20 protein-coding genes are annotated in these 20,213 nt (G+C 67.9%); 9 read left to right on the forward strand and 11 right to left on the reverse strand.

All coding sequences use genetic code 11. The features are described 5' to 3' along the window. Positions 1–2: 2 nt before the first annotated feature. Together NE2_RS17440 and NE2_RS17445 are read right to left on the reverse strand one after the other, a co-directional pair. Entirely contained in the window at positions 3–341 is a 339-nt protein-coding gene (locus NE2_RS17440; protein WP_030514821.1) for a hypothetical protein, read from the reverse strand. Between the two features lie 85 nt (positions 342–426). Further along, complete coding sequence (locus tag NE2_RS17445) at positions 427–1,611, reverse strand: citrate synthase (protein WP_063027455.1); 1,185 nt, start codon at positions 1,609–1,611, stop codon at positions 427–429. 54 nt (positions 1,612–1,665) lie between these two features. Between NE2_RS17445 and NE2_RS17450 the strand changes: the two genes are divergently transcribed. Further along, positions 1,666–2,754 (forward strand): DUF2332 domain-containing protein, encoded by a 1,089-nt coding sequence (locus tag NE2_RS17450; protein WP_063027457.1) that lies wholly within the window; start codon positions 1,666–1,668, stop codon positions 2,752–2,754. A 67-nt stretch (positions 2,755–2,821) separates the two neighbouring features. Here NE2_RS17450 and NE2_RS17455 read toward each other — a convergent pair whose 3' ends face one another. Then, positions 2,822–4,246 (reverse strand): FAD-binding oxidoreductase, encoded by a 1,425-nt coding sequence (locus NE2_RS17455; protein ID WP_063027459.1) that lies wholly within the window; start codon positions 4,244–4,246, stop codon positions 2,822–2,824. 454 nt (positions 4,247–4,700) lie between these two features. Continuing rightward, complete coding sequence (locus NE2_RS17460; RefSeq protein ID WP_063027461.1) at positions 4,701–5,999, reverse strand: glycosyltransferase; 1,299 nt, start codon at positions 5,997–5,999, stop codon at positions 4,701–4,703. Positions 6,000–6,090: 91 nt separating this feature from the next. On the opposite strand from NE2_RS17460, the gene NE2_RS17465 reads away from it, so the two are divergent. Both NE2_RS17465 and NE2_RS17470 read left to right on the forward strand, forming a co-directional pair. Then, on the forward strand, positions 6,091–6,729 hold the full coding sequence (locus NE2_RS17465) for a TetR/AcrR family transcriptional regulator (protein WP_063027463.1): 639 nt from the start codon (positions 6,091–6,093) through the stop codon (positions 6,727–6,729). Positions 6,730–6,886: 157 nt separating this feature from the next. Further along, positions 6,887–7,993 carry an epoxyqueuosine reductase gene (locus tag NE2_RS17470; protein ID WP_063909411.1) on the forward strand — a complete coding sequence of 369 codons (1,107 nt, stop codon included), beginning with the start codon at positions 6,887–6,889 and terminating at the stop codon, positions 7,991–7,993. 6 nt (positions 7,994–7,999) lie between these two features. Here NE2_RS17470 and NE2_RS17475 read toward each other — a convergent pair whose 3' ends face one another. Together NE2_RS17475 and NE2_RS17480 are read right to left on the reverse strand one after the other, a co-directional pair. Further along, positions 8,000–8,626 (reverse strand): DedA family protein, encoded by a 627-nt coding sequence (locus NE2_RS17475; protein ID WP_063027465.1) that lies wholly within the window; start codon positions 8,624–8,626, stop codon positions 8,000–8,002. A gap of 50 nt (positions 8,627–8,676) precedes the next feature. After that, a complete protein-coding gene (locus NE2_RS17480; RefSeq protein WP_233429813.1) occupies positions 8,677–10,416 on the reverse strand; it encodes a hypothetical protein in 1,740 nt (579 codons plus the stop codon). Between the two features lie 279 nt (positions 10,417–10,695). Between NE2_RS17480 and NE2_RS17485 the strand changes: the two genes are divergently transcribed. Then, a complete protein-coding gene (locus NE2_RS17485; RefSeq protein ID WP_063027469.1) occupies positions 10,696–10,971 on the forward strand; it encodes an FmdB family zinc ribbon protein in 276 nt (91 codons plus the stop codon). A gap of 17 nt (positions 10,972–10,988) precedes the next feature. Continuing rightward, positions 10,989–12,242, forward strand: a complete 1,254-nt coding sequence (gene fmdA / locus NE2_RS17490; protein WP_063027471.1) for a formamidase — start codon at positions 10,989–10,991, stop codon at positions 12,240–12,242. Between the two features lie 27 nt (positions 12,243–12,269). Here the strand turns inward: fmdA and NE2_RS17495 are convergent, their stop codons facing one another. Next, entirely contained in the window at positions 12,270–12,734 is a 465-nt protein-coding gene (locus NE2_RS17495) for a MarR family winged helix-turn-helix transcriptional regulator (protein WP_063027473.1), read from the reverse strand. A 63-nt stretch (positions 12,735–12,797) separates the two neighbouring features. On the opposite strand from NE2_RS17495, the gene NE2_RS17500 reads away from it, so the two are divergent. Then, positions 12,798–13,889, forward strand: coding sequence for a substrate-binding domain-containing protein (locus NE2_RS17500; RefSeq protein ID WP_063027475.1), 1,092 nt, complete (start codon positions 12,798–12,800; stop codon positions 13,887–13,889). A gap of 91 nt (positions 13,890–13,980) precedes the next feature. On the opposite strand, the gene NE2_RS17505 is transcribed toward NE2_RS17500, so the two are convergent. The 3 genes from NE2_RS17505 to NE2_RS17515 all read right to left on the reverse strand — a co-directional run bounded on the left by NE2_RS17505 (position 13,981) and on the right by NE2_RS17515 (position 16,671). Beyond that, on the reverse strand, positions 13,981–15,699 hold the full coding sequence (locus NE2_RS17505; protein WP_063027477.1) for a purine-cytosine permease family protein: 1,719 nt from the start codon (positions 15,697–15,699) through the stop codon (positions 13,981–13,983). Between the two features lie 154 nt (positions 15,700–15,853). Further along, the gene (locus tag NE2_RS17510) at positions 15,854–16,120 is read right to left on the reverse strand and encodes a hypothetical protein (protein WP_063027479.1); all 267 of its coding nucleotides are present in this window, start codon (positions 16,118–16,120) and stop codon (positions 15,854–15,856) included. Continuing rightward, the gene (locus tag NE2_RS17515; RefSeq protein ID WP_063027481.1) at positions 16,117–16,671 is read right to left on the reverse strand and encodes an RNA polymerase sigma factor; all 555 of its coding nucleotides are present in this window, start codon (positions 16,669–16,671) and stop codon (positions 16,117–16,119) included. Before NE2_RS17515 ends, NE2_RS17510 begins: the two co-directional genes overlap by 4 nt. Positions 16,672–16,954: 283 nt before the next feature. Between NE2_RS17515 and NE2_RS17520 the strand changes: the two genes are divergently transcribed. Further along, a complete protein-coding gene (locus tag NE2_RS17520) occupies positions 16,955–17,623 on the forward strand; it encodes a trimeric intracellular cation channel family protein (RefSeq protein WP_063016025.1) in 669 nt (222 codons plus the stop codon). Further along, positions 17,623–18,885: a M20 family metallopeptidase gene (locus NE2_RS17525; RefSeq protein ID WP_063027483.1), complete on the forward strand. Its 1,263-nt coding sequence runs from the start codon at positions 17,623–17,625 to the stop codon at positions 18,883–18,885. Before NE2_RS17520 ends, NE2_RS17525 begins: the two co-directional genes overlap by 1 nt. A gap of 20 nt (positions 18,886–18,905) precedes the next feature. Here the strand turns inward: NE2_RS17525 and NE2_RS17530 are convergent, their stop codons facing one another. Then, positions 18,906–19,379: a DUF6194 family protein gene (locus NE2_RS17530; RefSeq protein WP_063027485.1), complete on the reverse strand. Its 474-nt coding sequence runs from the start codon at positions 19,377–19,379 to the stop codon at positions 18,906–18,908. 62 nt (positions 19,380–19,441) lie between these two features. Between NE2_RS17530 and NE2_RS17535 the strand changes: the two genes are divergently transcribed. Beyond that, complete coding sequence (locus tag NE2_RS17535; protein ID WP_063027487.1) at positions 19,442–20,170, forward strand: MerR family transcriptional regulator; 729 nt, start codon at positions 19,442–19,444, stop codon at positions 20,168–20,170. The last annotated feature ends 43 nt before the right edge of the window (positions 20,171–20,213 follow it).

Here is a 20,213-nt window from a genome sequence, read left to right on the forward strand (position 1 = left end):
ACTCAGTCGGGGATCAGGGCATACACCTGCACGAGGAATTCCTGCGTCGCCCCGTAAGGATCGGCGATGTAGAAACCGCGGCGAGACAACGACTTCCGCTCCATCGGCATGCGGGTTCTGCCGCCGGAGACGATGTTGGAGAGTACGCGCTGGTCGTAGTTGGCTCGGACGTCGACCATCACACTGAACTTGATCACTTCGGTGCCGGGGCCTGTCCGCCAGAGCAGTTCTTCCGCTTCCGGCGGCACGGTCGCGAACGAGAAGTTGTCACTCGATCGCGCCTTCTGATTGCGCCGAGGCTGTGAATCCGACCGGACCTCGGCGACCAAGACCTCTCGCATCGCTGCCCTCCCTGTATGTCTTGCGCCGCTTCGGGGTGTCATCGAATCTTAGCGGTTACGGCTGTCCGATCCCCGGTTCGTGATGTCATCGGTGTCGCGGGACGGCGCGGGGACGGATGAGCGTCCCGGATTCGTACTCTTCCATCGCGTGGGCCAGCCAGCCGGCTGTTCGCGCGACGGCGAAGACGATTTCGCCCGCGCCGGGAATCATGTCGAACACCGTGGCGAGAACGCCGAGTCCGAAATCGCTGTTGATCGCGGGCAAGCGACGGTGCCGCAGCTCCGCCGAAATCGCCTCGGCCACAAGGAGAGCCGGGTGATCCGGTGCGATCGTGCGGATCGCATCCACCAGGTAGGTGCCACGCGCGTCGCCGGATCGGTAGACCGCGTGGCCGGCGCCGGGAATACGTTCACCGCGGCGCAGACGCTCGTCCAGCGCCTTGGGTACGGCGCCGGGATCGGTGATCTCGGCGAGCATCCGCTCCACCGCCAGCGAGGCGCCTCCGTGCATCGGACCGCCGAGAACTCCCAGGCCGCAGCCGACCACGGCGTAGGGGTCGGCATGCGCCGAGGCCGCGATCCGGGCCGCGAACGTGGAGGACGCCAGCTCGTGATCGGCCAGCAGAACCATTGCGGCGCAGAGTATGTGCAGTCGGCCGTCGTCGGCAGGCGCGGTGGCGGACAGTCGTGACCACAGCATCGCGGCGGCGGACCGTCCGACCGGGACGGACAGCTGGGGAAGGGCCTCGATCATGCCGGCGATCATGGCGCGCGCGATGGTGACGACGGTCGCGCGGTCGCGGTGGAAACGCAGGGGGTCGCCGACGGCCAAGGTGGTGACGATGAGTTGCAGCCGATCGATCGGCAGCAGGCACTCGGGCAGGCCGGCCTGGGTGGCGCGGGCTGCCGCCACCGCCTTGTCGGAGAATTCCCAGGGGCCGCTGTCGGTGAGGTCGCCGTCCCACAACCATTCGGCGACGGTCTCGAAGGTGTGCGAGGCGGCCAGGTCGACGGCGTCGCGACCGCGGAAATACGGCCGGTCGACGCCGAGCGTGGTGATGAGGGAGGCGATGTCGATCTCGGTCGGCGCAGGCTTGCGGCGCGGTTTGCCTCGCCGGGCCAGCTCCTCGATCTCGGCCGGATCGAACAGGCTGCGCCGCCGGACCGGATCGTAGCGGCGTTTCAGTACGCCACGGCTGACATACGCGTAGAGGGTCGCGGGCTTCACCCCGAGCCGTTCGGTGGCGTCGGCGGTGTCTATCCACTCCATGGGTTGACCATAATCAATATTGATTACGGTGGTGCAGGGGCGCACAGTTCACTCATGCACCTGGTATCGCAATTCGAGCTGCAGGCCAAGGCTTGCGACAAGCTCGGTTCACCGCTGTACGGCTCCCTGCTGCGCGATATCGCGCGCGATATCGACGATCGTGGACCCTGCGCCGCGGTTCTGGCGGGCTACGAGACCATCGACTTCGATTCCGCGGTGCCGCTGCGCTTGCTGGCCGGCGTGCACGCACTGGTATTGTCCGGCGCCGCAGCCGATCTCGCGCCCTTCTATCCCAGTTCGGGCGCGTCGGTGCGGGCCCACGATCCCGCCGGCGCGTGGGCGCCGTTCCGGCAGGTCGTGGCGGAGCGGGCCGGGTGGATCCGGGACTGGCTGACTCGTCCGCCGCAGACCAACGAGGTCGGCCGGGCCGTTCCTTTGCTGGCCGGGTTGCTCGCGGCGGTCGATGTGACTCCGCTGCCGATCCGGTTGTTCGAATTGGGCGCCAGCGGCGGCCTCAACCTGCGCGCCGATCACTTCCGGTGGGACAGCGGCGATATCGGCTGGGGGCCGGAGGATTCACCGGTCACGATCGCGGACGCGTGGCGAGGACCGGTCCCGCAGTGGCTGGCCGGGGCCGTGCGACGCCATCCGCGTCTCACGGTCGTCGAGCGGCGCGGCTGCGATCCGACTCCGCTGGATCCGCTGTCGCCGCGCGACGCACTCGCGTTGCGCGCGTATGTCTGGCCGGATCAGCAGGCCCGTGCGGCCCGCCTCGACGGCGCGTTGCGACTGGCGGAGAAGATCCCCGTCGATATCGCCGTGACCGGCGCCCGCGACTTTCTCGCCGGCATCGAAGTGGAGCCCGGCACGCTGACCGTCGTCTGGCATTCGGTGATGCGCCAATACGTGCGCAAGGACGAATGGCAGGCGGTGACCGCCGAGCTGGACCGGCTGGCCGCGGCCTCGCGGGCCGACGCCGGATTCGCCTGGGTCGCTTTCGAACCCCAGAACAACTCCGACGACCGCAACGGGTTCCGGCTCACCGTCCGGATCGGTGCGAACGAGCCGGTGATACTCGCCCGTGCGATGCCGCACGGCGTTCCGGCGTTCACCTATCCGCTCGACGAGCCCGGCAACACTTAGCCGTCTGCCCGCTTCCCGGCTGCACCCCTCCGGCAGCCGGGCCGGCGGAACCTCTGACGCCAGTATCTCAGTCCCCGAACTGATTTCGCACGGAATGGTTGGCGTGGATCAGGTCCGCCGGATCCCAGCGATCCTTCGCGGCGACCAGCCGCGGCAGGTCGGCGCCGAACAGGCGATCCGGCGCCGCTGCGCTTTCGGTGAAACTGCTGATGTCACGGTCGAGGCGCGCGGGGGCGACGGCGGACGTCAATGCTCGGAAGCCGGTCGTGGCCGCTTCGGCCGCAGCCGGGGCGGGGACCACGGCGACAGCGAACAACAGTGCTGCGGATCCGAGGGTGGGGCTCGCCTCGGTGCGGTCGAGGGCGCCGCCGAGGTGGCGCAGCTCGACCGAGGGGAGGGTGTCGGCGGGGCCGTCGATGACCGCGGTGACGACGGCGTCCACCATATCTGCGGGAAGTGTGCGGAGGAGCGCGCTGCAGCCGAGGGCCGGGACGGGAGTCGGGGGATCCATATGCAGTCCGGCGAGCGCCGACGGGGCGACCACGTCGAAAGTGTCGATGAGAGGCGATAATTCACGCAGCGGAGCGAGCAGGTCGTGTGCCGTCGCCGCGTCGGCTTGCATCACGGCCTCGATGATCGCGAAAGTCCGTCCGGCGAACATCGGTGGCACCTCGGGTGTATCGGGGAAGCGGAGGACGCGTGCCACGGAGGTCACCGTCTCCGGTGCGGTCGCGATCCATGCCGTCCAGGCGTGGAAGATGTCGCGGGTCGATTCGACCGGCCAGAACAGGGCGCCGGCGACCACATCACCGATGGCGTGCAGGCGCAGGGTGAGGGCGGTGATCACGGCGATATCGGCGCCGGCGAGGACCGATTCGAACAGGTCGTCGCCTGCTCGGACGCGGCGGATCACGCCGTCTGCGGTGACGAGTTCGAGCTCGAGAACCGAGGCGCGGGAGGGTCCGTGCGAGCGGGCGAACCAGCCCAGGCCACCGCCCAGCACGAGGCCGACCACGCCGACGTCGGCCGAGAAACCGCCGATGGGTACGAGTCCGGCCGCTGCCGCGGCAGCCGTGAGGTCGGCGCAGCAAACCCCGGCCTCGACATGCGCGATACGGCCATCGGCGTCGATCTCGACCCGGTCGAGTGCTCCGGTGCGCAGCAGGATCGTGCGTGCGAGGTCACCCAGCGGAGTGGCGTTGTGACCGGTGGATTGCGGTGCGACGCGCAGTCCGAGTGCGGCGGCGGCGCGGACGGTGAGTGCCACGTCGTCGGTGGTCGCCGCGGCCACCACGGCGATCGGTCGTTGATCGGCCAGCAGTTGCCAGGCGGCGCGGGCCTGATCCCAGCCGGCGTCAGCTGGTCGAATGAGGGCGCCGGTCAGTGCCGTCGCCAGGTCGTCGAGATCGCCGAAGATGTTCGGCAACTCGAGGTTTCGATCGTCGAGAACACCGGGTCTGTTCGTCGCGTGGGTTTCGTGCGGCAGAGTCATGATTTCTCCTTGTCGCAATGGCTGTACGGGTATGACGGATCGTCCGGCCTGCTGGAAGTGCAGATCGGGTGGGAGTGAAAGAGGATGTGGCCCAGCGGAATCGACCGCGAGAGGCGGCGCGAGGCGCCTTGCGATGAGCGGTTGTCGCAGGGGCCGGTGGGCGCAGATCATCGGCCGGCGTGGTCCTCGGCGAACGGATCGTTCAACACCGGACGCTGGTCGGCTCGACAGAACTCCGGAAGTGGGAGAACTCGGCTGGGACAGTGGGCGAGGTGCCGAGAAGCTGGGGTGCCCGGGATGGGAGGGCAGGCGCCGGTTCGGCAGGAGTGGAAGGCGCGCGAACTGTTTTGCGATGCACCGACACCGGACAGCTGGGCGTCGACTGACCCGATCAGGCGTGGGGCCTGATCACGGCCCAGCACCGATCACCCGGACGGGCCGAGCGTCGGTAGCTCTAGGTCCGCTGCTGAGTGGCGGATCGCACTGCCTCGGCGATGATCTCGTGCACGGCCTCGGGACCGGGGGATCGGCGGATCGCGTCGCCGATCGCCTCGGCGCGCAGGCGATAACGCTGGTCGGTCAGCACGGTGCGGACCGCGGCGGCGACCTTGTCCGGCGCAGGGTTGTCGCAGCGCAGGTCGATGCCCACTCCGGACCACGCCACTCGCGCGCTGACCTCGGTCTTGTCCTCGGTGCGGCCGGCGACCACGATCGGCACTCCGTGTTCGAGCGCATAGTGCACGCCGCCGTAGCCGCCGTTGGTGACGAAGACGTCGGTCTGCGGCAGCAATCGGTCGTAGGGAAGGAATTCCGCGACACGCACATTGGCGGGCAGGTTGTCCGGCAGCGTGTCGACCGGACGTCCGCCGGTGCTGACGACGACGATGACGTCGTCGCCGGCGAGTGCGCGCACCGTGGGCTCGATCAGAGTCCATTCACCGGTGGCGACCGTGCCCTGTGTCACGTGCACGACGCGGCGGCCCGCGAGATCGTCCCACCACTCCGGCACCGGGATCGCCGATGGCCGCGACCGCGCCACCGGACCGACGAAATGCACGGTGTCGGGCAGGCCGCGGCGTGGATATTCGAATTCGGGGACGGTGAACTGCACGAGGTGGTCGGCTCCGGCCGGCCAGTCGAGGAAGAACCGCGGGAGGGCACGCCCGGTCTCGGCGCGCGCGATCTCGTTCGCGAAGCGCTGCACGGGAGCGAACACGACCTTCTCGGCGCCGAGGGTGAGGACCGCGTTGCGCAGACGTCCCAGCGGCCCGCGCATCGGCGCGATCCCGAGACCGAAGGGTGCGACATCCGGATCCTTCAGCGCGAGGGGCAGGATCCCGAGGTTGACCAGCAGTGGTCGTTCCGCGCGCGGAATACCGCTCAGGACCGCGGCGGCGGCGAACATCGACTCGGCCAGAACGGCATCCGTGGACTCGGCGGCGATGGCCTCCCGGACCGCCCGCAACTGGGCGGGGACCGGGCGGAGGAAGATCTCGATCATGTCGTATCGAATGCCCGCGGGGCCCGACAGTCCGCGACGGCCGGGGAAGGCGGCATCGATATCGCGATCGTCGTAGTCGGCCTCCGGCGGGAGCGGCAGGAAATCGGCGCCGGTGGCGAGGACGTCGTCGCGGAAGCGGGTACCGGTGAGGAACCGCACCCGGTCGCCGGCTGCGACGAGCGCCTCCGCGATGGACAGCAGGGGCGTGACGTGGCTGCGCACGGGTGTGGCGGTCAGGAGAACGGAGATCATGGGCAGGTCTTCCGACGGGTGAAGCGAAGTAAGATTGGTGACACCGATGAAGTATTCACTACCTCGCCGGGGTAGTCAATTAGGAATTGAGATGAGTGACAAGACCGCCACCCGGACCTACCGATCCGCCCTGCGCAGTGAACAGGCCGCGGCGACCCGCCGCCGTGTGCTCGACGCCGCGGCGGCCTGCTTCGTGGAGCGCGGCTACAGCGGCACGTCGCTGGCCGATGTCGGCTCGCGCGCCGGAGTCTCGACCGAAACCGTGAAGGCCAACGGCCCCAAGCGCAATCTGCTGCTGGGCGCCTTCGAGCAGGCGTTCGCGGGCGAGGAGGGGGAGGCACCCGTCTCCGACAGCGATGCCGCGGTCGAGGTCAACGCCATCGCCGACCACGACGCCTTTCTGCGGGCGGCCGCGAGCTTCGTTGCCGCGGCGAACGCTCGCACCAGTGTGCTGTGGACGGAGTTCCTGAGCGCCGCCAACGCCGATGCCGCCGTCGCCGAGGCGCTGGCCGGACTGCTGACGCGCCGCAAGCAGGACTACCGCACCGTGGTCGGCATGTTGCTCGAACGCGGAATCGCCCGGGCCGACCTCGATTCCGAGACCGCGGCCGACGAGCTGTCCTTCCTCTGGTCGCCCGAAAGTCATCAGCAGCTCGTCCTGCAGGGCGGATGGAGTATGGAACGCTACGAGGAGTGGCTCGTCGCCGCGGTCCGGCGTCAATTCGGCTGAGATCCGAAAGCCGTTGCTTCGCAGTGCTCTTCGACATCACATCCCCGGTTGCGGTTCGATAACGTCTGCGGCCGCAGCGGAGACCGGCGATGAATTCCGGTCACCGGATTCGTCTATCTCTTCGAGGCCATACGTCTCGTGGAGATAGGAGGGCGTGATGTCGTCAACTGACCGGGAGCCGACCGAGGCAGGGCGCTACGCGGAGCATCCGACCGTGAAAAACCTTGCCGCACAGGCGAGAAAGGCGCCGGATCCGGTGCTGAGCGCTGAGCGGCTGCGGGAGATCTGCCTCGCTGCCGGAGCCGACGATGTGGGCTTCGTGTCCGTCGACGAACCGAGGGTGGCGGAGGAACGCGAGCACGCGCGCGGCATCCTGCCCTCGGCCCGCACCTTCGTGGCCTTCTGTCTCCGGATGAACCGCGACAATCTGCGCAGTCCGATGCGCAGCCTCGCCAACGCCGAGTTCAACCATGCAGACGACGAGACGAACGTGGTGTCGCGGCGCATCACCCGGGCCCTCGAGGAGGCCGGCTACCGCGCGGTCTATCCGGCGCCCGGATATCCGATGGAGGTCGAACAGTTTCCGGGGCGGGTATGGGTGCTCGCGCACAAGGTGGTGGCCGAGGCGGCGGGCCTGGGAGTCATGGGGATTCACCGCAACGTCATTCATCCGAAGTTCGGCAATTTCATCCTGCTCGGCACCGTGGTGACCGACGCGGTGGTCGATGAGCCGAGTCCGGCGCTGGACTTCAATCCGTGCCTCGAATGCAAGTTGTGCGTCTCCGCGTGCCCGGTCGGCGCGATCACCAACGACGGTGGTTTCGATTTCCAGGCCTGCTACACCCACAACTATCGCGAGTTCATGGGCGGCTTCACCGACTGGGCCGAAACCGTCGCCGACAGCGCCGACCGCGACGACTACCGCGAGCGGGTGACCAGGGGTGAATCGTTCTCGATGTGGCAGAGCCTGTCGTTCAAACCCAACTACAAGGCCGGCTACTGCATGGCCGTATGCCCGGCCGGCGAAGATGTGATCGGCGCCTTCCTCGACGACCGGAAAACGCATCTCGACGAGGTGGTGCGCCCGTTGCAGAACAAAGCGGAAACCGTCTACGTATTGCCGGGATCCGCGGCCGAGGAACACGTTACGCGCCGGTTCCCCAACAAGACGCCGAAGCCGGTCGGCAACGGGTTCGGCGACGAGGTCAACGATCTGCTCGATCAGATCGGGCCGCGCCCGCGCCGGGGCGCTACGCCGGAGTGACCTCGGCTACGAGCGTTTGCGCAGCTGCCCGAGCAGCGGCAACAGCGACACCACGACGATGACCGCGACCGCGGGCAGCAGATACTTGTCGACGTTCGGCACCGACGCCCCGAGCCAGTAACCCAGCAGGACCAAACTCTGCGACCATACGATCGCGCCGACGATCTGCCACAGCGTGAACGTGCGCGTGGGCACGTCGAGCACCCCGGCCACCGGGCTGATGACCGTCCGGACCATCGGCACGAAGCGGCCGATCACGATCGCCCGGCGCGCGCCGTACCGGTCGAGCCAGCGTTCGCCGCGGGCCACCACGGTGTGCACTCCGGAGTTCGATGTGCGGTGCAGGACGGCGCGGCCGCCGTGTTTGCCGAAGACGTATCCGGCCTGCGCGCCGGCGATCGAACCCACTGCGGCGCAGAGCAATACCTGCCACAGGATGAGGTGGGGGCCGGAATGGGTCCCGCCCGCGCACAGGATGCCGGCGGGGAAGATCAAGGTGTCGCCCGGAAGGAAGAACCCGACCACCAGTAGCCCCGACTCGGCGAAGGTTCCGGCCAGTACGGCCAGCGCCCCGAAGTTGGCCAGCAGCGCAGACCCACTCGTCGGGTTGAGTGCGGTCCACGTGCCGGTCACGGGACAACCGTAACGGTTTGCCGGATTCGGGGCCGGAAACGGCGTCCGCTCTAGGGAGCGTTCCCCTCCCGCCTGCGCTCGACCGTCTGACCCGGTCGTAGCACCGTTCCGCAGTCACCGGTCTTCTGGTAGTCCGACAACAGGTGCGGAAGGACCTCGGCCGAGTACCGGCGCAGTTGCCCGAGTTGCTTGTCGCCGCGCACCACATCCTTGCGAACCCAGTCCTCGTCCGGACTGGCGAGGTTCTGAGACTGCTGAATCCGGTAGTAGTCGCGGTCCATACGCGGATCGACGGTCAATCCGTTCTGCATCCAGACGCCGTGAGTGTGGACGAAAGTCGGCTTCAGATCCTCGAATACGTAGTCGGCCAATCCGATGTCGGCCTTGCCCGCGTAGATGTCCGCGATCCGGGCATCGGCGAGTCCTGCCATATCGATCAGCCGCAGTCGAGAGGTCAGCGCGCTTCCGCCCATGTCGGGGGCGAGCAATGTGCCCTGCTGCAGGTCGAGGATGTCGGCGTACCCGTTGAAGTAGCGGCCGAAGCGAAAGGCTATCCAGCACAACGGGATATCGGAATCGGCACGGTACGAGTCGGCGGCGTCCGCCAGGGCGACACCGGAGGGGATCATGGCGGCGACCAGCGTCAGCGCGACGAGGGCCCGGCCCCGGGTGCGCAGCCGGGTCAGAACCTCGGTCGCCGAGAGCACGACGACGAGCGCGGCGAGCGCCCACACCGGAGTGGCGAATCGGAACTGCCCCATCCAATCCGGTTGCAGCACGCAGTAGCCGGTGATCGCCAGCGTCAGCGGAACCAGCAGGGCGAGAAGGCCGTTACGGATTCTGCTCGGGCCGGCCAGGGCGAGCCCGGCCACGCCGACGGCCGCGACCACGGCGGGCGCGCCCGCGTACTGCACCAGATCGCCTGCCCTGGTGAGGTCGTGCACGGTCGGCATCGCCTGATTCTTGGCGACCGCCGTATTCGCGACGAGCCGGCCGAACTCGCTGACCCGCCACGCCAGATACGCCCCGAACGGAATCGCGAACGCCGCACCGGAATACAGCACATGACGAAGTGCGACGGGCCAGGTGGCACGGCGAACCAGGATCACCGAGACCAGGGGGTACGCCGCGAGGTAGATCAGGCCGTCGGGACGGGTCAGCGCCGCGAACGCCGCTATCGCACCGGCCGTCACGGCCACCGCGGGTGTCCACAGCCGCTCGTCCAGCACCGCCAGGAACAGGCGGACGGCGAGAGCGCATACCGCCAGCGCGAACAGCGAGTTCTCCAGGCCGGAGAAACACCAGATCACGAAGGACGGAATCGCGGCGAGCACGGCGCCGGTCACGAACGTCACCACCGCGGGCCATCGCGACACCCGCCGGGCGGCGACGTAGCAGCAGAGGAGGATTCCGGCGCAGCACAGTGCCGCGATCGCCTTGGGGTAGAAGACGAAGTCCGGGATGCCGAACAGGGCGCCGGAGTCGAACAAGCCGCACCATTTGCCCAGCACCAGCACCGCGAGCCAGGTGGGATCGGAGAATCCCTCGACCGGTTGCGCGCCGGGTTGCAGTACCGGCCCGGCACCCTCGGCGACACTGCGCGCATACGCGAACGTGATTCCGGCGTCGTCGACCAGCCAGATGCCGTACTGCGCCGCCTGCCACACCAGTAACAGCACGCCGCTCGTCACCGCGGCCGCCGCGCCCCACCATGATCGCCCGCGTCGCCGCCGCAGGTTCTCCCGCTGCCCGCCGGAGGTTTCCGGCCGCGCTGTTACTACCTCAACCATTCACCAGAACCCATACTCGAAAGAGTCGCCAAGGGGCACAACAGCTTTTGCGCCCCTCGCGAGTACATCTACAGAGGTCGGTCGATCTTGAATCCGCGTGTGGACAGCTGTCAATCCGGCGGGACCGGCCAGGGGTGGGGAAGGGCGCGTGCCGGCGGCTCGCCATCGCGCGTCGTCATCGAAACGAGAAGTTCACGCACGACCAATGATCCGGTAACACCCGGAACCGTAGATTCTGTCCAGAAAATATTTCATCTGAAAGCAATGGGAGGTGGGTCCATGCCGCTGTATCAGTTCAGCTGTCGCGGATGCGGGCTGTTCGACCGGTCCTACCGCATGGCCGAGGTGCCCGCGAGCGTGGCGTGCCCGCGGTGTGCGCAGGCCGCGGTGCGGCGCCCCGGGGGTGGGTTGGTGCGGCGTTCGGCCGCCGTCCGGATGCTCGACGCGACCGCGCGCACCGCGTCCGAGCCGGCCGTCGTCGGCGCCGTACCGCAGCGCCGGACCTCTCGCCCGACGACCGCCGACCCCCGCCATCGTCGCCTGCCGCGTCCCTGACCGAAAGCAGAACCGCCATGCCCGAGCTGATCTTTCCCCTCGACTCCAGCAAGAAGTTCACCGAGCAAACGCTGGTCGGCCACAACCGGTGGCACCCCGACATCCCGGCGGTCGCGACCGTCAGGCCGGGCGACGAATTCCGCGTCCACGTCCGCGAATGGTTCGACGGCGCCATCGTCAACGACGACTCCGCCGCCGACATCCTCGACGCCCCGCTCAGTACGGTGCACTGCCTGTCCGGTCCGTTCGCGATCGAGGGGGCACAGCCGGGCGACCTGCTGATCGTCGACATCCTCGACATCGGGCCCATTCCGCAGGAGGACTCCGGGCCGCTGGCCGGGCAGGGCTGGGGATACACCGGGATCTTCGCCACCGACAACGGCGGCGGCTTCCTCACCGAGCAGTTTCCCGATGCCTACAAGGCGATCTGGGATTTCAGCGGCCACACGGCCACCTCCCGGCACATCCCGGGCGTCAGCTTCACCGGCATTCAGCATCCCGGCCTGATGGGCAGCGCGCCGTCGGCGGCATTGCTCTCGTCGTGGAATGCTCGCGAGGCCGCGCTGATCGCCACCGACCCCGAGCGGGTGCCGCCCCTGGCGCTGCCGCCATTGCCGCGCGATGCCGTGCTCGGTTCGCTGACCGGCGCCGACTTCGACCGGGTCGCCGCCGAGGCCGCGCGCACCGCCCCGCCGCGCGAGAACGGCGGCAACCAGGACATCAAGAATTTCACCCGGGGCAGCCGGGTGTTCTATCCGGTATTCGTCGAGGGTGCGAACCTGTCGGTGGGCGACCTGCACTTCTCCCAGGGCGACGGTGAGATCACCTTCTGCGGGGCGATCGAGATGGGCGGTTACATCGATCTGCGGGTGGACCTGATCAAGGACGGGATGAGCCGCTACGGCGTCACCGAGAACGCGATCTTCCTGCCCGGCAACGAGGGACCGGTCTATTCCGAATACCTGGCCTTCTCCGGCACGTCGGTGACGCTCGATGGTGAGCAGCGGTATCTGGATTCGCAATTGGCGTTCCAGCGTGCCTGTCTGCACGCGATCGACTATCTCAGCTCGTTCGGCTACAGCCGCGAGCAGGCGTATCTGATCCTCGGGGCCGCGCCGATCGAGGGCCGGTTCTCCGGAGTGGTCGACATCCCGAATGCCTGTGCGACGGTGTACATCCCGACCGCGATCTTCGATTTCCCGGTCACCCCCACGGCTTCCGGGCCGGTCACCGTCGACCCCGGCCCCGGCGTGCCGCATGCCGCGCGCTGACGGCCGGTGAACGACAGGCGGGGCCGATCAACCGGTGGGCCGGGACGCCCCGATCGGTGTCTCGGGGTGCTCGGCCCGCAGGAACTCCAGCAAAGTCGTGAGCTCGCCGATCAGCTGTGGCCGGGCGCCGGGGATCGTCTCGAGGGCGGTGTTCTCGAGACTCCGCCGCATCTTCTGATAAACGAGAGTCCCACGGCGCGTGCGGGATACGAGCACGCGGCGCCGATCGAGCGGATCCACCTTGCGTTGCACCAGATTGTCCGACACCATCGCGTCGATCAGCCGGGTGAGGCTGGCGCCGGTCAACGGGGTGAGTTCGGACAGCTCCGACATCGACAGGCCGGACCCGCCGTACAGCGCCGCCAGCACGTGCCAGCGGGCGACGGTCGGCTCACCGAGCCGTGCCGTGATCGCCTCGTCGAGCTGCTGTGATGCGCGTCGTAACAGGCGCGCGAATTCTTCCAGTGCGTCCCCTGCGCTGCTACCGTCCATTGAGGACGAGTATACAGCGCCGTATGGGTAATTTTCAGATGAAAATATACGGTGGTGGTTGCGATGCCGTACGGGCAATGGGCACGTGCCCGCCGGCCGACCGTGGACATCGCCCTCGTGGTGCCACTCAGCGGTCCGGCGGGCATGTTCGGGCCGTCGTGTGAAGCGTGCGCCGCCCTCGCCGCCGCCGATCTCGATGCCGCGGGCGGGATTCTGGACCGGCCGGTGCGGCTGCATGCCGTCGACGCCGGTGCTCCGCTGCCGGTGCTGGCCGCTCGCGTGCGGCGCTTGGTGAGTTCCGGTGCGGTCGACGCGGTGGTCGGCTGGCATCTGTCGGATGCCCGGCGCGCGATCACCCCGCATACGGCGGGCCGGGTTCCCTATATCTATACGACGTTCTACGAGGGTGGGGAGGATGCGGCCGGGGTGTACATGGTCGGGGAGACGCCCGATCGGCAGTTGTTCCCCGCACTGCGATGGTTGCGCGCCGAATCCGGCGTCCGGCGCTGGTGCATCGTCGGCAACGACTACGTCTGGCCGCGCGAGACCGCGCGCGTGACGAAGGATTTCGCGTCCGTACTCGGAATCGAGGTGGTCGGCTCGGCATTCGTGCCACTCGGTGGGCGGGAGTTTCGTGGTGTTCTCGAGACGATCCGGACCTCGTCCGCCGAGGGGGTGCTCATGCTCATGGTCGGCGCCGACGCCGCGGCGTTCAATCGCGCCTACGCCCGTGCCGGCCTGGATCGCGACCGCATCCGGCTCGCCATGATGATCGGCGAGGATGTGCTGTACGCCAGCGGTGCGGCGGGTACGCACGGCCTGTTCACGGCCTGCGGATATCTCGAGGGCGTCGCGTCGGCGCCGTCGATGGAGTTCGGCGCGCGATATGAGCGGCTGTTCGGCGCGGAGGCGCCGACGTTGACCAACATCGGCGAATCCTGTTACGAGGGAATGCTTCTGCTGGCCGCGCTGGCCGAACGGGCGGGCAGCCTCGACGTGGGCGCCATCGAGCGTGCCGCGGCCGGGGTCAGCTATCAGGGCCCGCGCGGCGAGGTGCGGGTTCGCGGTGCGCACACGACGCAGCCGGTGTATCTCGCCGACGTGGATGCGCTCGACTTCGGGCTGGTGGCGGACCTGACACCGCGAGGCCGGTGATCCGGGCGCCGGGGATCGAGGCTCGACAGCCTCGATCCCCGGCTTTTCCGACCGCACGCGAACCTTCCCTGTTCCGCTGTCGCTGCGGGGATTACAGCGCCGGTGTGGATTGCCGCAAGCCGAGGTCGGCGGAGGTGGATACCGGATCCTGATGGGTGGCCGACTGGCACTGCTCGTGGCAGCCCTTGGTGAGCGTGCAGGTCAGCGACGACACCGTGCCGCCGTGGAAGGGGCAGTCGTGCACCATGTCGGGGAGTTCGTAGCGCTTGCCGTCGACGATGTCGAGCAACGTCTGCCCGGCCCACAGCGGTTCCCGCTCGATCTCCTCGCGCAGCGGATTCTTGCGTGCCAGATAGTATTTGCCCTTCGTGGCGACCGCGATGACCGGGGCGAGCACCATCGCGACCGCCAGCGCGAGGTACGGCGACCAGGCCTGGCAGAACTCGCCGAACGCGCCGAAGAACGCGGCGATCGAGACCGCCGAGGCCACCAGCATCGAGACGAAGCCCACCGGATTGATCGCGTACAGATAGGCCCGCTTGAACTCCACGTACGGCGGGCTGATCTTCAGCAGTCCCTTGTTGATCACCAGATCCGCGACGATAGCGCCGATCCAGGCGATCGCCACATTCGAGTAGAAGCCGAGGATGGTGTTGAGCAGCGAGAACATATTGCACAGCATCAGTGTCAGCGCGATCGCGATGTGCAGCGCCAGCCACACCACCCGGCCCGGATGGATGTGCAGGGCCCGGCTGAAGAAGTTCGACCACGACAGCGAACCCGAATAGGCGTTGGTGACGTTGATCTTCACCTGCGACAGCAGCACCATCACCGTCGCGACGCCCAGCGCGACGCCGTGGTTGTGCAGGACCGCACCGTAACCGCCCAGGAACTGCTCGATCGGTTCGGTCGCGCGGGTGAACCCGACCTGGCCGACCACGTAGAAGGCCAGGAAGGCGCCCGAAATCTGTTTGGCCGCACCGAGAATCACCCATCCCGGGCCTGCCAGCAGCACCGCCGACCACCATTTCAGCGGCGGGGTCTCCGACTTCTCCGGCATGAACCGCAGGTAGTCCACCTGTTCACCGATCTGCGCGATCAGCGACAACGCGACGCCGGCTCCCGCACCGACGGCGATCGCGCCGACCCGTTGGCTGCCGCCGTCGCCGGTCCAGGACAGGAAGCCGTCGGCCCCGTGTGGATCGGCGATCAGAATCATCGCGATCGGCGCCACGAACAGCACCAGCCACAGCGGCTGGGTCCACACCTGGAACTTCGCCAGCGCCGACATCCCGTACAGCACAAGGGGAATGATGAGGACCGAGCCCAGGATGTACCCGATCGGCAAGGGTATGTGGAAGGTCAGCTTCATCGCCTGCGCCATGATGGCGCCCTCGAGCGCGAAGAAGATGAAACAGAAGCTGGCGTAGATGAGGCTGGTGAGCGTGGATCCGAAGTAGCCGAAACCCGCGCCGCGGGTCAGCAGGTCCATGTCCACGTTGTATTTCGCGGCGTAGTACGCGATCGGGATGCCCGTGAGGAAGATCGTGGCCGCCGCGACCAGAATCGCGACGATCGCGCTGGCGCTGCCGTGGCTGACCGCGATGGACGCGCCGATGGAATAGTCGGCGAGATAGGCGATTCCGCCGAGGGCGGCGACCCCGCACGCCATCGGCGTCCAGCGGCGGAAGGTGCGCGGGGCGTAACGCAGCGAATAGTCCTCGATGTTGTCCTTGGCGGCCCACGTCTGGAAGCGGTTCCACCGCGTCGGTGGAACGCCGGAGGCCGGCGGTGTCGGGGAAGTGTTCATCGTCAGATCTCCTTGCAACGAACGCTGCGACACTTCGGAACTCTGTCGACTGCACTGTCCTACGTCATCCGATCAGCAGCAAAACTCAAGGTAGGAGAGCTGATTCCGTTTGACAACATTCAAATGAATATTTTTCGAACGGGCAATCTGTTGGTTACAAGCGGGCTCGGCACCGTCCTTGCGCACACTGTCGCTCGATTCTGCCGCGCGACACCGTCTGCGCCAGGCCGATCAGCCAGCAGGTGGGGCAGCCGCGCAGCGCGACCACACCGGCGGGCAGCAGGAGCAGGGCGGCCGGTCCCGCGGCGGGGATCAGCGCGATCGACGCGGCGATCAGGCCGAAACCCAACAGCCCGCGTCCCAGGTGGACCGGGACCGAGCGGCTGGCGAACGTGTTCTGGTGTCCGGCATCGTCCTTCACGGCCGCAGCCCCCGATCCGGCATCCCGAGTTGTGCGCGAACAGTAGCCCGGGCTCGGTGCAGTCTGGATTTCATTGCCGCCGTGCTCAATCCGAGCGTGCGGGCCACCATGCCGCCCGGCAGGCCTTGGACGTCGCGCATGATCAGGACTCGGCGCTGATCGGCGGGCAGCGCCGCGATCGCCGCGGCGATTCGCTCGATTTCCAGCCGAGCCAGCACATCGTCCTCCGCCGAGGCCGCCGCGATCTCCGCGTCCGGTTCCCGGTGCACGGCTGTGCCTAGCCGCCGCAAGCACTCGTTGCGCACGATGCGAAACATCCACGAAGCCAGCGCACCCGCCGCTCGCAGCGTGCCGATTTTTCGGAACAGGACCAGCATCGCCTCCTGCGCGGCGTCCTCGGCGTCCTGACTGCTCGCGCACAAGGAATGGGCGAAGCGCTGGACGTGCGGATAGGAACCGGAAACCAGGGCGGCGACGGCGGACTCGTCGCCGTCGCGGGCCGCCGCGACCAGATGTTCCTCCGGCCAGGCCGATCTCGTGCACTCAGCCACGGGTACGCCTCCGCCGCAGAACCAGCATGCAGCTGCACAGTAATACGGCCGCGACCACCACGGCGATGACGGCGACAACCATGTCGACTCCTTCGGTTACGCGGGCCCGGTTGCCCGCACGGTTATGAGAGCGATCGAGGGCGGGAAGGATTCAGGGCGGTGTCGAGTGGGTGCGCGCGGCCGGCCGGGCACCACGAGGGCCGCCGGTTCCCGGTCGATTCGCTGACCGGCGGGTACCGTGCCGATAGCGGGTGCGGCGGATATCGCGGAAGGAACGGGGTCGATGGCGGCAGTGTCGGATACCGTCCCCGAATTGCTGCGCGCCCTCGATCTGACCGGTGTGTTCGCCAACGCGATGCTCGGCGGGGCGGTGGCGCGCACGTTCCGGTTCGACCCGATCGGATTCGCCGTGCTCGCTACCGCTTCGGGGCTGGGTGGCGGCATCATCCGGGACACGCTGCTGCAGCGGGGGACGCCGGTGGCGCTGGTCGACTACGCCTACCTGCTGACCGCCCTGTTCGGGGCGTCGATCGCCTTCATGTTCCGGTTCGAGGGCCGATTGTGGGACCGGCTGTTTCCCTGGGTGGATGCCCTGGCGCTGGGCTGCTGGGCGGCGGTCGGTGCGCAGAAGACGCTCGAAGTCGGGCTCGGGTGGCTGCCGGCGGTGTTGCTGGGAACGACGACAGCGGTCGGGGGTGGGGTGGTACGCGATATCGCGGTGGGCCGGGTGCCGACGATTTTCGGGGGTAACACGCTGTATGCCACCGGTGCGCTGCTGGCCAGTGCGACACTGGTGATCATCTGGTATTCCGGCCACGCGACGGCGGGTTCGATCGCGGCGACGGTGGTCGGCGCGGGATTGTGCCTGCTGGCGCGGTGGCGTGGATGGATGCTTCCCGAGCAGGTGAGTTGGCCCGAACGATTGCGTTACGGTCGGCGAAAGGAGAGGTGATGACCTCGACCACGCGGGATAGCTCGGTACTGGCGGGTCTGGACGACATCCGTGGGTGGCAGGAGGAGTTCTACCGCGACTTGCACGCCCATCCGGAGCTGTCGCATCGAGAACATCGCACGGCCGGACTGATCGCGGAGAAGTTGCGGTCGCTGGGTTACGACGTGCACGAAGGGATCGGTGGAACGGGAGTCGTCGGAATTCTGCGCAACGGTGACGGGCCGGGGGTGCTGCTGCGCGCCGACATCGACGCGCTGCCGGTGCGTGAGGCGACCGGATTGCCCTATGCCAGTACGGTTTCCGCTGTCGACAAGGACGGCAACGAGGTGCCGGTGATGCACGCGTGCGGCCACGACGTGCACGTCACCTGCCTGCTGGGCGCCGCGCAGCTGATGGCCGAGCAGACCGGCCACTGGCACGGGACGCTGGTGGCGCTGTTCCAGCCGGCCGAAGAGGTCGGCGACGGGGCGCGCGGGATGGTCGACGACGGACTGGCGAAGGTACTACCGCGACTGGATGTCGCGCTCGGCCAGCATGTGCTGCCCACGCCGGCCGGTTCCGTCGCCACTCGCAGCGGGCCGACCATGGCCGCGGCCGACAGTATGCGCATCACGGTGTACGGGCGAGGCGGGCACGGGTCGATGCCGCAAGCCACCATCGACCCGGTCGTGCTGGCATCGATGATCGTGCTCCGGCTGCAGATGGTCGTCTCGCGCGAGGTGGCGCCGACCGAGACGGCGGTGCTGACCGTCGGCAGCATCAACGCGGGTACCAAGAGCAATGTGATCTCCGATCACGCTGTGCTGCAACTGAATGTGCGCACCTACAACGAGACCACCCGCACCACGATCCTCGACGCGATCCGCCGGATAGTCACCGCGGAGTGCCAAGCCTCGGGCTCGCCACGCGACCCGGAATTCGAACTGTTCGACCGATTTCCGTTGACCGACAACGAGCCCGGCGCCACCGCCCGCGTGGCCGAGGCCTTCGCCGCCTACTTCGGCGACCACGCCACGGAAATGCCGATGGCCAGCGCCAGTGAGGATTTCAGCGATATCCCGAACGCCCTCGGCGTGCCGTACACCTACTGGGGCGTGGGCGGAACCGACCCGGAGGAGTTCCAGGCCGCACTGCAGGCCGGCCGCGTCATGCAGGATATCCCGGTCAACCACTCGCCGAATTTCGCGCCGGTGATCGAGCCGACGCTGCGAACCGGGACGGAAGCACTGGTCGTGGCCGCGTTGGCGTGGTTGGGACGGTAGGTCACGGCCGGACGACGACCTTAGTTGTCCGCGTGTGATTCTCGGCGCTCGTATCGGCTGCGGGCGATGCGGTGGGCGCAGCGCAGGAGGTCGGCGACGGCGGTGGCGGTTCGCGGGCCCGGGTTCACGACGGCGAGCCAGGCCTGTGTCCCGTAGAGGGGGTGGGGGAACAGGGTGTCGGCGAGGCTCGGGTCGGCCGGGATCGCGGCCTGGTCGCGCGGCGTGTGGCCGGTTCGTTCGATGAAGGCCTCTTTGCCCGCGAAGATGTTGAGGCGGAACATGTTCGGGCGGTCCAGGCGCGATGATCCGTCGTCCGGATAATCCTTGGTGACGATGGTGGCGAAGGGCTGGGTGCGGGGTACCACGCCGTCGGGGGCGTAATAGAAGAAGGTATCGCCCCAGCTGATTTCGGGGGTGCCGTCGCCGGGCCGGGGACTCAGCGTCACGACGCCGCCGAGGTTTTCGACGAATTCGATGATCTCGTTGATCTCCATTGCTCTAGCGTTTCATTGAAGTGCTTGTGGAGACTTCTTCCATCGGAATGGCAGGTCGCGTGATGACAAGTCGCACATCCACTGGTCTGCGAACCGTGGATGTGGCGCGGCGGGCCGGCTGTTCCGTTCAGCAGATTCGCAACCTCGAACGCGACGGTGTGCTGCCTTCGGTCGAGCGCGGTCCGTCCGGGTATCGCAGCTACCGTCGGGTGCATGTGCTGTCGGCCCACGCGTATCGGCTGCTGGCGGTGGCCGTCGGGCCCGCCGAGGCGAGAGATGTTCTGCGCGCGACGCATTCCGGGCAACCATTGCCCGCGCTGCTGGATGCCGCGCACGCGCGCCTCGACGCACAGCGCCGGGAACTGCGGCTGGCGAAGCGAGCGGCCGCGGCGATCGCGGACGAACCGATCGGGGATGCGACATCCGCCGACTCGATGACGGTGTCCGAACTGGCGGGCGCGCTCGGTGTGCGGCCGTCGACATTGCGGCACTGGGATGCGGAAGGACTGGTCGTGCCCGGCCGGGCCGGGGCGCGCGGTGCGCGGCTGTACGCGCCGGACGATGTGCGCGATGCGCGGATCGCCCATCAGCTCCGGCTCGCCGGATATCGCATACCGGCGCTGCGCGATCTGCTGTCTGCCCTACGGGCTTTTCGAGGTGGTGACGTGTCGGCCGCACTCGCGGCGCGGGAGGCCGAAATCGACACGCGCTCGTGGGCGTTGTTCGAGGCGGCCGCCCTGTTGTTCCGGATCGTTTCCCCGTCCGGCGACGACTCCTTCGAGGCCGGATGAACGGTCGCCGGCAATGTGTTTCGTTTTGCCCGGTCGGGTCGTC

The organism is Nocardia elegans NBRC 108235 (assembly GCF_001612845.1).
In the GTDB taxonomy this organism is placed as follows: Bacteria; Actinomycetota; Actinomycetes; order Mycobacteriales; family Mycobacteriaceae; genus Nocardia; species Nocardia nova.